The organism is Pantoea sp. SOD02 (genome assembly GCF_024707505.1).
Lineage (GTDB): Bacteria > Pseudomonadota > Gammaproteobacteria > Enterobacterales > Enterobacteriaceae > Pantoea > Pantoea symbiotica.
Genome location: NZ_CP102604.1, coordinates 1,760,380 through 1,772,525, shown reverse-complemented (window position 1 = coordinate 1,772,525; position 12,146 = coordinate 1,760,380). Strand labels below are relative to the sequence as shown.

The following is a 12,146-nucleotide window of genomic DNA, read 5'->3' as shown; positions in this document are numbered from 1 at the left end:
TGATTGGAAAGAGGGAGCATTTCGATTGAAAAGCAAAACTGAGCAGCTGGCTGATATGCAGCAGCGCCGTGAGAAGATTCTGGAGATGATCCGCGAAGACGGCACAGTCACGGTTAAAGCGCTGACCGACACCTTCGGCCTGACCGAAGCCACCATTCGCACCGACCTGCGCATGTTGCAGCAAGAGGGCCACGTGCAGCGTTATCACGGCGGTGCCACCTTGATGACCGGCAAGCAGAATACCGGCGCAATGTTGCTGGAGCGTCAGACGCATCTTGAAGAAAAACAGGCGATTGGCCGTCTTGCCGCGCAGCATGTAGAAAATGGCGATACGGTGATTTTCGATTCCGGTACCACCACCACGGCGATTGCCGAGGCGATTAGCCATATTCGTCGGTTATCGGTGATTACCACGGCGGTGAATATTGCGCTGAAGCTGGGCGGCGAGCCGGGCATTAATATTTTGCTGACCGGTGGGACGTTCAAGTTCCCGACGCTTTCGACTTCGGGCGAGAAAGCGGCTTCGTTTTTCGAAAACGTGCTGGCTGAAAAGCTATTTCTTGCCACGGCCTGTATCTCGCCGCGTCTGGGGTTGAGCTTTCCCAGCGAGACCGATATCAAGGTGAAAATGGCGATGATCAAGTCAGCCAACACCGTGTATGTGGTGGCGGATTCCAGCAAGATCGATAAGGTGTCGATGTTCGCGCTACCGTGTGACTGGAGCCATATTCACTATCTGATTACCGATAGCGGTATTTCTCCGGCGCAGGTTGCGGCGTTTGAGGCGTTAGGCGTGGAAGTGTTGGTGGCGCAATTGGCATTGGCGCAGAAGCGCGCGGTGTAAAACCAGGTGGGCATAAATGCCCACCCTACGCGGTTTTGTAGGGTCGGCATTGATGCCGACCGCTCGCTAACCGTTAAAACCCTAAGCTATCCAGCAGGTCATCAACCTGATCCTGGTTCGCCACCACGCCAGGTGCATTGGCGTGGATCTGCGGACCGTTCAGCAGGCTGTTGCCCTCTTTACGCGCCGCGGCGTTGGCTTCTGGCATATTCTCCAGCAGCACCATCAACAGCTGACGCTCGATCTCCTGGATCACATCCATCATGCGCTTGATCACCTGACCGGTCAGGTCCTGGAAATCCTGCGCCATCATGATTTCGAGCAACTGCTTATTGGTGTACGACGTGTGTCCCGGAACGTCAGTCAGGAACTGGCGCGTATCCGAAACCAACTCGCGCGCATCAGTCAGTTCAATCGGATTTTCAAACCACGCATCCCACCGGCCTTTCAGCTGGTTGGCGCCGGCTTCCATTTGGTCCTGGTGTGGCTGCGCTGCATCAACGCAGTTCAACGCACGTTCTGCCGCTTGCGCCGTCATTTGCACAACATAATCCAGACGATCGCGCGCGTCAGGAATGGCTTCCGCCGCTTCAGCAATCGCCTGGTCTAACCCCAGCTCACGCAGACTGTCACGCAACATGCGCGTCAGTGAGCCGATGCGGGTAATAATGTCGTGTGCCGAGGCTTCTTCGGTTGATTTCGGAAGGTCGCTCATCACATCTCCTTACATACCCAGTTTTTCGAATATTTTGCCTAACTTCTCTTCCAGCGTGGCCGCCGTGAACGGTTTCACCACGTAGCCGCTGGCGCCCGCCTGCGCGGCCGCGATGATGTTCTCTTTCTTCGCTTCTGCGGTCACCATCAGCACCGGCAGTTTATTCAGCGTGGCGTCAGCACGAATGGTTTGCAGCAGCTCCAGACCGTCCATGTTCGGCATGTTCCAGTCGGAAACCACGAAATCAAAGCCACCGGCACGCAGTTTGGTTAGGGCATCGACGCCATCTTCTGCTTCTTCGACGTTGTTGAATCCAAGCTCTTTCAGCAGGTTACGGACGATACGACGCATCGTATTGAAGTCATCCACCACCAAAAAGCGCATATTTTTATCAGCCATATCTACTCCCGTGTTGTCTCGTCCAGCAGGACGGGCTCGTTAAATTCGCAATGCCTGTCCGGCGCTAATTTTCGCCAGCATGTGCTGACTGATGTGGCCTAAATCGACCACTTCACTGGTGCCGCCCATCGCAATCGCTTCGCGCGGCATACCAAATACCACGCAGCTGGCTTCATCCTGCGCGATGGTCCAGGCGCCCGCGCGATGCATTTCCAGCATCCCGGCCGCGCCGTCGTTACCCATCCCGGTCAGAATTACACCCACCGCATTTCGTCCTGCGTGCACCGCCACCGAACGGAACAGCACATCTACCGATGGCTTGTGTCGGTTCACTGGCGGACCGTCATTCAGTTTCACCACATAGTTGGCACCGCTACGGCCCAGCTCCATGTGCATCGCGCCTGGCGCAATATAGGCGTGGCCCGGCAGAATACGCTCGCCGTCTTCCGCCTCTTTCACGGTGATCTGGCACAGCTTGTTAAGGCGCTCGGCAAACGAGCGGGTAAAGCCAGGCGGCATATGCTGAGTAATCAGCAGCGCCGGGCTGGTCGCCGGCAGCGGCTGCAGCACATGGCGGATCGCCTCGGTGCCACCGGTAGAAGAGCCGATGGCGATCAGCTTTTCACTACTCAGCAGCGGACCCGCTTTCAGCGTCACCGGCATCGGCGTGGAGGCACGCACATGTAGCTTGGCGCGTGCGGCGGCGCGGATCTTATCGGCAATCATCTGGCTGTATGCCAGCATGCCTTCGCGAATACCGAGCTGCGGCTTGGTGACGAAATCCACCGCACCCAACTCGAGCGCGCGCAGCGTTACTTCTGAACCTTTACCGGTCAGCGAGGAGACCATCACCACCGGCATCGGGCGCAGGCGCATCAGCTTCTCGAGGAAATCGAGGCCATCCATACGCGGCATCTCGACATCCAGCGTCAACACCTGCGGGTTGTACTGTTTGATTAAATCCCGCGCCACCAGCGGATCTGGCGCACTCGCGACCATCTCCATATCGGGATGGCTGTTGATGATCTCGGTCATCAACTGTCGCATTAGCGCAGAGTCATCCACGCACATCACGGTGATTTTGCTCATCGTCTTTCCTTGCTCAGTCCATAGACTGTCTGTCCACGCAGCCAGAACTCTTTGCTGATCTGACTAAAGTTCTCGGAATGCCCGGCAAACAGCAGACCGCCGGGTTTCAGCAGGGGCACGAAACGGCGCAGAATCTGTTCCTGCGTCTCTTTATCGAAATAGATCATCACGTTGCGACAGAAAATTGCGTCGAACGGACCCGGCAACGCCCAGTCGTTAGCCAGTAAATTCAGTTGCGTATAGTTCACCATGTTGGCGAGGTCGGAACGCACGCGCACCATGCCTTCGTGCGGACCGGTGCCGCGCAGGAAAAAGCGCTGCAGCTGTGACTGCGAGAGCGTACGTAGCTCTTCCTGGCGATACACGCCCGCCACGGCTTTCTCTAACACCTGCGTATCGATATCGCTGGCATGGACCTGGAATTTACCCGGACCGGTGCCAAGCGTTTCCGCCAGCGTCATGGCGATGGAGTACGGCTCTTCGCCGGTTGAGGCGGCGGTGCTCCAGACGCTGTAATTACCCGTGCGCTTACGCGCATGATCCGCGAGGATCGGGAAGTGATGCGCCTCGCGGAAGAAAGAGGTCAGGTTGGTGGTCAGCGCGTTAATAAACGCCTGCCACTCCGCACTGTTTTGGTCCTGCTCCAGCAGCGCCAGATAGCGGCCAAAGTCATCAATATTCAGCATGCGCAGACGACGTACCAAACGGTTGTAAACCATCTCGCGTTTGTGGTCGGCCAGCACAATACCTGCGCGCTGATAGATCAGCTGGCTAATGCGACGAAAATGCGTATCTGAGAGCGGTAAGCGCTGCACCATTTGCGAGAGCAGCGTGGTCGCTTCACTTTGATCCAATAACGTCGATTTCTTCATTTCAGGTCACCCGGCAACAAACTGTTTAAATTGTGATACTGCGGTTGCTACTGTGCTGCCAGTCGCGCCATTCTTATGGGCCGCCTTGCGGCGGCCACAAGGATTAAAAGGTTTCCCAGTTATCGTCCGTGCTACGTGCGCCTGCCGGTGCCAGTGCTTTTGGCGTGCCAGAACGCAAATTTTTTGCCGCTGTAGATACGTTAACGGCCTGAACGACAAATTCTTTACCGATATTGAACACCGCAACTGACTGTTTCAGTCGGCTGGCCTGATCTTCCAGCGCCGCTGCCGCAGTTGCAGACTCTTCGACCAGCGCGGCGTTCTGCTGCGTCACGCGATCCATCTCGTTCACCGCCAGACCGACCTGATCGATACCACGGCTCTGCTCGTCCGACGCCGAGGCGATTTCGCCCATGATGTCGGTGACGCGCGTAACCGCATTCACGATGTTGGTCATGGTTTCCCCGGCGCTCTCCACCAGCACAGAACCGGTGTTGACGCGGCTGACCGAATCTTCGATCAATCCTTTAATCTCTTTCGCCGCTTGTGCGCTGCGCTGTGCCAGACTGCGCACCTCGCCCGCTACCACAGCAAATCCACGTCCCTGCTCACCGGCGCGCGCAGCTTCTACCGCGGCGTTCAGTGCGAGGATATTGGTCTGGAAGGCAATGCCATCGATCACGCTGATGATGTCAGCGATTTTCTTCGAGCTGCCGGTAATCTCTTTCATGGTGGTAACCACGCCATCCACCACTTTGCCGCCCTGCTGCGCGGTTTCCGAGGCGGTGAGCGCCAGCTGCGACGCCTGACGGGCGTTTTCGGCGTTCTGCTTCACGGTGGCGGTCAACTGCTCCATGCTGGCAGCGGTCTCTTCCAGCGAAGCCGCTTGCTGCTCGGTACGCGAGGAGAGATCGTTGTTGCCCATGGCGATTTCGCTGGCACCGGTGTAGATGGCATCGGAACCGTCACGCACGGTACGCACCGTCCGCGCCAGCTCTTGCTGCATCTCTTGCACCGAAGTGAGCAGCTCGCCCATCTCGTTGCGCACCGTGATGTCGACCTGCTGCGTCAAATCGCCGCGTGCGATGTGACGAATGTGCTCGATGCTCTGCTTCAGCGGACGGATCAGCACCGTACGCATGCCGCTCCACACTAGCGCAATCACCAGCAAGGTCACCAGCAGCGTGCCGACCACCAGCATGATGGACTTGGTATACGCCGCGTCATTGGCTTCAATGCCCTGATTGGCGAGCACAATGTTGTAGCTCAGCCACGCGTTGTAATCTTTGGCAAATTTGTCCTGGAATCCCTGCGTCGGCTGATCAACAAATCCTTTGAAATTTCCGCTACCGAGGAAATCGATCAACTCACCCAATGCACCCCGATAGGCGTTGTAGTTGGCCTGCAGCGTCAGCACGTTCTCGGCCTTTTTGCCCTTTTCAGACAGGTTGGCGTTAAATTCGGCAAAACCCTGATCGGCGTTCTTCAACTCCTCACTCGCCAGCGCCACCAGATCTTTCACGGTTGCGCCTGAGCCAGCCTGCTGACTGTCCAGCAGGTAACGGATCCCCGCACGGTTCAGCGTGTTACGCGCCTGAACCAGCGATACCCATGAGGTGCCCATCGCCCGCTGCAGCGTGCTAAGACGCTGGTTATAGGCAAAATTATCTTTATCGGCTTTGACCGTGGAGTAGAACACCCCACCGGAGAACAGCTGCAGTAAGGCAAACAGCGCCAGCACGCACAGCAGGCCGGATACAACACGAATACGACTAAACATAAACACCTCATTGGTTGGCGGATCGCCTCTGTTATCGGCGCTCAAAGAGGGATCTTTATGTGTGTTCGCAGGGGTTGGACCAGCTTGGGGATGAAAAAGGTCGCCATAAATGGCGACCTTACGGGGGATTTTGTAGGGTCGCCATTTATGGCGACCTGTTACTAACGGTTAAAACGTCTCCCAGTTGCCGTCACTCACCGGCGCGGCAGCCGCTTTGCGCGGTGCGCTGGCGATCTGACGTACCATGCTCGCCTTCGGTTGCGCCTGCGCGGCGCGTGGAATGCGGAACACCGATACCGACTGGCTCAGGCGGCTCGCCTGCTCTTCCAGTGACGCAGCAGCAGCAGCGGACTCTTCCACCAGCGAGGCGTTCTGCTGGGTGACGCGGTCCATCTCGGTCACCGCTTGTCCTACCTGATCGATACCACGGCTCTGCTCATCCGATGCCGAGGCGATTTCGCCCATAATATCGGTGACGCGCGTGACGGCGCCGACGATATCATTCATGGTCTCTCCGGCGGTGCCAACCAGCTGCGAACCGTTGTTGACGCGGTTGACTGAGTCTTCGATCAAGCCTTTGATCTCTTTCGCCGCCTGCGCACTGCGCTGCGCCAGGTTACGCACTTCACCTGCCACCACGGCAAAACCACGGCCCTGTTCACCGGCACGCGCCGCTTCAACCGCCGCGTTCAGCGCCAGGATGTTGGTCTGGAAAGCGATGCCATCAATCACGCTGATAATATCGGCGATCTTCTTCGAGCTGCCGGCGATATCCTGCATGGTACGCACCACGCCATCGACCACCTCGCCGCCCTTGCGTGCGGTATCGGACGCGCTGAGCGCCAGCTGCGATGCCTGACGCGCATTTTCGGCGTTCTGTTTCACCGTCGCGGTGAGCTGCTCCATGCTGGCTGCAGTCTGCTCCAGTGAGGCGGCCTGCTCTTCGGTACGCGCAGAGAGATCGTTATTCCCGGCGGCGATTTCGCTGGCGCCGGTGAAAATCGCATCGGAACCGTCACGCACATTGCCGACGGTGCTAACCAGTGACTGCTGCATCTCGTGCAGACTGCCGGCTAACTGGCTCATTTCATTGCGCCCTTCCACCACGATATGTTGCGTGAGATCGCCAGCAGCGATATGACGAATATGCGCCAGCAGCTGATGCAGCGGCTGAATCAGCACGCTACGCAGACCAAACCAGCAACCAACAATCACCGCCACCACCACCAGCGCCACGGACGCCAGCAACCACATCATGGTCTGGAAGGCGCGCTGGTTTTGCGCCACGCCTTCTGCCGCCAGTTTGCTTTGCTCAGTCCGCCACTCTTCGTAAGTGGCTTTCATCGCCACCTGTTTCGCTTCGATGTTCTGCGCAAACATGCCTTGCAGATCGTTGGCTTTCAGGCGATCCAGCATGGCTTTCAATCCGTCGTTAAAGGCGGCGTAGTTCGCTTCCAGCTTATCGCGCAGCGCTTCCGGCAAGCCCGGCGTGGCCGGTAAGTCGTAGTAGCGTTGATAGTGACCGGCAGCCACGTTGAGCTGCTTTTCAGTTTGCGCAATTAACGCTGCCAGCTGGCCGCCATTCGCCTGCGCGGCCATGGTGCCCTGCATACGCAACATGGCGCGGTTGAGTACCGTGCGGGTTTGGTTCAGTTCAATCCAGGCATCGGACATCGCGCCGACGTTGTTGGAGGAGATCTGCGCTACCGCAAACGCCTCTTTATCTTTTTGTAAGGCGGACCAGAACAGGCCACCCGACAGTAATTGTAAAGCGCCAAAAACCAGCAATACGGCGATGAGGCTGGTCACTACATTGATTCGTTTTAACATGGGTTCTCCAGGGGATGCGTTTCGGCTCCCCCAGTTATCGACCGGTAATCTGAATATTTCAGGGTGCTTAAGCTACTTTACGAATTAAAACTCTGCGTTTGAGCATGATTGCAGTGTTTTATAACTAAAAAAATTAACAATAAAAAAAATGCGCCTTTTATCGGGTTAGCGATAAAAGGCGCATTTTTTTAATGTTGGTCGCCATGAATGGCGACCCTACAAGTAAGGTGTGCGTAGGGTCGGCATTTATGCCGACCGCTATTTAACGCGTTAAAACGTCTCCCAGTTGCTGTCACCCGCCGCAGCGGTCACCGCTTTACGCGGTGTGCCCAGCGTTGGTGGTGCGATCTGTGGATGACGCACGCCTGCTTTGGCCTGCGGCTGCGCTTGCGCCGCGCGCGGTACGCGGAACACTGCTACCGACTGGCTCAGGCGGCTGGCCTGCTCTTCCAACGATGCCGCCGCCGCCGCCGACTCTTCCACCAGCGAGGCGTTCTGCTGCGTCACGCGATCCATCTCCGTTACCGCCTGACCGACCTGATCGATACCACGGCTCTGCTCATCCGACGCTGAGGCAATTTCGCCCATGATGTCAGTGACGCGCGTCACCGCATTAACGATATCGCTCATGGTTTCACCGGCGGTGCCAACCAGTTCAGATCCGCTGTTCACACGTTGGACGGAATCTTCAATCAGCCCTTTGATCTCTTTCGCTGCTTGCGCGCTGCGCTGGGCCAGATTACGCACCTCACCGGCAACCACCGCAAAGCCTCGGCCCTGCTCACCGGCACGCGCCGCTTCTACCGCCGCGTTCAGCGCCAGGATATTGGTCTGGAAAGCGATGCCATCGATCACGCTGGTGATGTCGGCGATCTTCTTCGAACTGCCAGCGATGTCGCTCATGGTGCGCACCACGCCTTGTACCACGTCGCCGCCCTTCTGTGCGGTTTCGGAGGCGCTCAATGCCAGCTGCGACGCCTGACGCGCGTTTTCGGCGTTCTGCTTCACGGTGGCAGTCAGCTGTTCCATGCTGGCGGCGGTCTGCTCCAGTGAAGCCGCCTGCTCTTCGGTACGTGCCGAGAGATCGTTGTTGCCCGCAGAGATTTCGCTCGCCCCGGTAAAGATGGCATCCGAACCGTCACGCACATCACTCACCGTGCGTACCAGCGACTGCTGCATCTCATGCAGGCTTTCCGCCAGCTGGCTCATTTCGTTGCGCCCTTCAACCGCGATGCTCTGCGTTAAATCGCCCTGCGCAATGTGCTGAATATGCTGGATGTTCTCATTAAGCGGCTTGATGAGAATTTTGCGCATGCCAAACCAGCACAGCACAATCACCGCCACCACAATCGCCAACACCGCGCCTAACAGCCAAATCATGTGGTCGTAGGCTGAGCTGTTGGCTTCGACACCCGCAGCGGTCAGGCGATCCTGATCGGCACGCCACTGGCGATACTCTTTCAGGAAGGCGTTTTGACTCGGCGCAACCGGCGCTTTGGCTGCCTGATCGAGATCTTTTGCCACCAGCGCATCGTGCAACTGGCCCAGCGCGCTGGCATAGGCGGTATAGGTTTCATCCACACGTTTATTCAGCGCGGCATCCTGTCCCGGCGTGTCCGGGGTGGCTTTAAACAGCTGATAGTTATCGGCAGCATCTTTCTGGAAGGCTTTGCTGTCGTCATACAAACCAGCGATATCCGCTTCACTGCCGGTGAGTTTGCTGGTTGCCATACGCAGCTGAATGCGGGTTAACACCACACGGCTCTGGTTGAGGCTCATGTAAGCGTCGTTGATGGCGGCAGTGTTTTTGCTCGCCAGTTGTGAAACGTTAAAACTGTTTTTGTCATCGCTTAACGCTTTGAAAAACAGTGAGCCGGATGCCAGCTGTAAAAAGCCAAACACCAACAACACCAGCAATAAGCTGGTGACCACGCGGATTCTCGTAAACATAGTTTGCCCTGGAAAATGAAGAAAAATGGTACAGATCAGTTATCGACCAAAGGCGGAGAATATTGAGGGGTATTGCAGAGGTTTTTCGCGGTTTTGTTGTTGATTTGTAAGGAATTAATTCACGCGCGTGATGATAACGGGCCGCAGCAGCGCGGCCCGTTGCGGGGATTATGCGGTACGCAGGTTATCCACCAGCGCCATCTCTTCGCTGCTCAGCAGCTTTTCGATGTCGACCAGAATCAGCATACGTTCACCCAACGCGCCGAGACCGGTCAGGTACTCGGTGGACATGGTGACGGCGAACTCCGGTGAAGGGCGAATCTGCTCTTGCGTCAGCGACAGCACGTCAGAAACGCCATCCACCACGATGCCTACCACGCGATGCTCAAGATTAAGCACGATCACCACGGTGTTCTCGTTGTACACCACATCCGGCTGCGAGAACTTCACGCGCAGGTCGATGATTGGCACGATCACGCCGCGCAGGTTGGTCACGCCTTTGATGAATTCCGGCGTGTTAGCGATGCGGGTTACCTGATCGTAACCACGAATCTCCTGCACTTTCAGAATGTCGATGCCGTACTCTTCGTCACCCAGTGTGAAAACTAAGAATTCCTGGCCCACGGTTTCGCCAGCGATTTTGGTCACGGTTGCCATGTCAGTCATTTTTTTACCCTTTCGTTATCTATTACGCTGCGGCACCGGCCACACGCTTTTCACGGTTCAACGATTGCAGTGCTGAGACATCCACAATCAGCGCCACGCTACCATCGCCCAAAATGGTGGCGGCAGAGATGCCCGGCACTTTGCGATAGTTGCTTTCAAGGTTTTTCACTACCACCTGATGCTGACCAATCAGCTGATCAACCAGCAGCGCATAGCGACGGCCTGCGCTTTGCAGAATCACCACGATGCCTTGGGTGGCGTCGGTTTTGGCGTTCTGCACCTCAAACACATTCCACAACTCCACCAGCGGCAGATATTCGCCACGCACTTCCAGCACGCGCTCGCCACCGGCCAGCGGTTTCAGCTCTTCGGCGGTCGGCTGTAGCGATTCCATCACCGCGTTGAGCGGCAGAATGAACACTTCGTTAGCCACGCGCACTGACATGCCGTCGAGGATCGCCAGCGTCAGCGGCAGCAGGATGCGAATGGTGGTGCCTTTGCCCTGCTTCGAGGAGATTTCGACGTGACCGCCCATCTCCTGAATATTACGTTTCACTACGTCCATGCCCACGCCACGGCCCGACACGTCGGTGACCTGCTCGGCGGTGGAGAAGCCCGGCGCGAAGATCAGCATGCCGACTTCTTCGTCGCTCATGCTGTCGCTGACCGGCAGACCAGACGACAGCGCTTTCGCCAGAATACGTTCGCGGTTCAGACCGGCACCGTCATCGATCACTTCGATGCAGATGTTGCCGCCCTGATGTTCCGCAGAGAGCGTCAGGTTGCCGACGGCGGTTTTATTCGCCGCCAGACGTTTTTCCGGGGTTTCGATGCCGTGATCGAGGCTGTTACGCACCAGATGCGTTAACGGATCGATGATGCGTTCAATCAGGCTCTTATCCAGTTCGGTCGAGCTGCCGAGCAGCGTCAGTTCAACTTCTTTGCCCAGCTTGCTGGCCAGATCGCGCACCAGACGCGGGAAGCGGCTGAAGACATACTCCATCGGCATCATACGAATCGACATCACCGATTCCTGCAGGTCGCGGGCATTACGCTCCAGCTGACCCATGCTGTTCAGCAGGTCGCCGTGCGCCACCGGATCCAGCGCGCCGGAGCGTTGCGCCAGCATCGATTGGGTGATCACCAGTTCGCCAACCAGGTTAATCAGTTGGTCAACTTTCTCTACTGCTACGCGGATGCTGCTGGATTCGCTGCCTTTAGCCGGTGCGGCGGCACGCTTAGGTTCACGTTTCACCGCTGGCGTAATGTCGGTCACGGTGGCGGTTTGCACCGCTTCTGCAGCCACTTCCGCTACCGGCGCTTCAGCAACTGCCGCCGCGCCTGACGGGAAGTGGATCTGTGCTTCGTCCAGCACAAAACACAGCACCGCTACGATGTCATCTTTGCCGACGCCATCAATGGTGACTTCCAGCGAATTGGCGCCTTTCACCACGTTGCTGACGGTGCCCAGATTGCCGAGCTCTTCCAGCATCAGCTCCGGCTCTTTCTCTTTCAGGTCAAACAGTTGCAGGCGCAGACCGCTGGCCGCAACGGCTGCAGCAATCTCAACCACTTCGGCGACTTTCGGTGCTTCAGGCACAATGCCTTTCGCTTCCAGTGCCAGCTGACGCAGCGCTTCGCAGATGTATTTAAAGCTTTCTGCATTCGGCTCCTGCGCCGTTTTATAGGCATCGAGCTGTTCTTGCATAATATCTTTGGTTTCCAAAAACAGGTTGATGATATCGGTGCTGAGCTGCATCTCGCCGCGGCGCGCACCATCCAGAATGTTTTCCAGGATGTGGGTGGTTTCCTGTAAAACCGTAAAGCCAAACGTACCGGCTCCGCCCTTGATGGAGTGGGCGGCGCGGAAGATGGCATTCAACTGCTCGGAATCGGGCTCCTGGGGATCAAGTCCCAACAGGTGTTGCTCCATATCCGCTAACAGCTCATCGGCTTCATCGAAAAACGTCTGGTAAAAATCGCTGATGTCCATGCTCACGG

The 12,146-nt window shown here is 57.0% G+C and carries 10 protein-coding genes; 1 reads left to right on the top strand and 9 read right to left on the bottom strand.

The genetic code is table 11. The features are described 5' to 3' along the window. Positions 1–25: 25 nt before the first annotated feature. On the top strand, positions 26–844 hold the full coding sequence (locus NR302_RS08265) for a DeoR/GlpR family DNA-binding transcription regulator (protein ID WP_008102874.1): 819 nt from the start codon (positions 26–28) through the stop codon (positions 842–844). A gap of 73 nt (positions 845–917) precedes the next feature. On the opposite strand, the gene cheZ is transcribed toward NR302_RS08265, so the two are convergent. The 9 genes from cheZ to cheA form a co-directional block, all read right to left on the bottom strand. Continuing rightward, positions 918–1,559 (bottom strand): protein phosphatase CheZ, encoded by a 642-nt coding sequence (gene cheZ / locus NR302_RS08260; RefSeq protein WP_008102872.1) that lies wholly within the window; start codon positions 1,557–1,559, stop codon positions 918–920. A 9-nt stretch (positions 1,560–1,568) separates the two neighbouring features. After that, positions 1,569–1,958, bottom strand: coding sequence for a chemotaxis response regulator CheY (gene cheY, locus NR302_RS08255; protein WP_008102871.1), 390 nt, complete (start codon positions 1,956–1,958; stop codon positions 1,569–1,571). 39 nt (positions 1,959–1,997) lie between these two features. Then, complete coding sequence (locus NR302_RS08250) at positions 1,998–3,047, bottom strand: chemotaxis response regulator protein-glutamate methylesterase (RefSeq protein WP_008102868.1); 1,050 nt, start codon at positions 3,045–3,047, stop codon at positions 1,998–2,000. Continuing rightward, positions 3,044–3,919, bottom strand: coding sequence for a protein-glutamate O-methyltransferase CheR (gene cheR / locus NR302_RS08245; RefSeq protein ID WP_008102867.1), 876 nt, complete (start codon positions 3,917–3,919; stop codon positions 3,044–3,046). Before cheR ends, NR302_RS08250 begins: the two co-directional genes overlap by 4 nt. Positions 3,920–4,022: 103 nt before the next feature. Next, a complete protein-coding gene (locus NR302_RS08240; RefSeq protein WP_061716731.1) occupies positions 4,023–5,699 on the bottom strand; it encodes a methyl-accepting chemotaxis protein in 1,677 nt (558 codons plus the stop codon). Positions 5,700–5,867: 168 nt separating this feature from the next. After that, positions 5,868–7,529: a methyl-accepting chemotaxis protein gene (locus tag NR302_RS08235; protein WP_258144973.1), complete on the bottom strand. Its 1,662-nt coding sequence runs from the start codon at positions 7,527–7,529 to the stop codon at positions 5,868–5,870. 270 nt (positions 7,530–7,799) lie between these two features. After that, a complete protein-coding gene (locus tag NR302_RS08230) occupies positions 7,800–9,479 on the bottom strand; it encodes a methyl-accepting chemotaxis protein (RefSeq protein WP_154181513.1) in 1,680 nt (559 codons plus the stop codon). A gap of 168 nt (positions 9,480–9,647) precedes the next feature. Then, positions 9,648–10,145 carry a chemotaxis protein CheW gene (gene cheW / locus NR302_RS08225; RefSeq protein ID WP_008102858.1) on the bottom strand — a complete coding sequence of 166 codons (498 nt, stop codon included), beginning with the start codon at positions 10,143–10,145 and terminating at the stop codon, positions 9,648–9,650. A gap of 22 nt (positions 10,146–10,167) precedes the next feature. After that, positions 10,168–12,138 (bottom strand): chemotaxis protein CheA, encoded by a 1,971-nt coding sequence (gene cheA / locus NR302_RS08220; RefSeq protein WP_258145172.1) that lies wholly within the window; start codon positions 12,136–12,138, stop codon positions 10,168–10,170. Between the last annotated feature and the right edge of the window lie 8 nt (positions 12,139–12,146).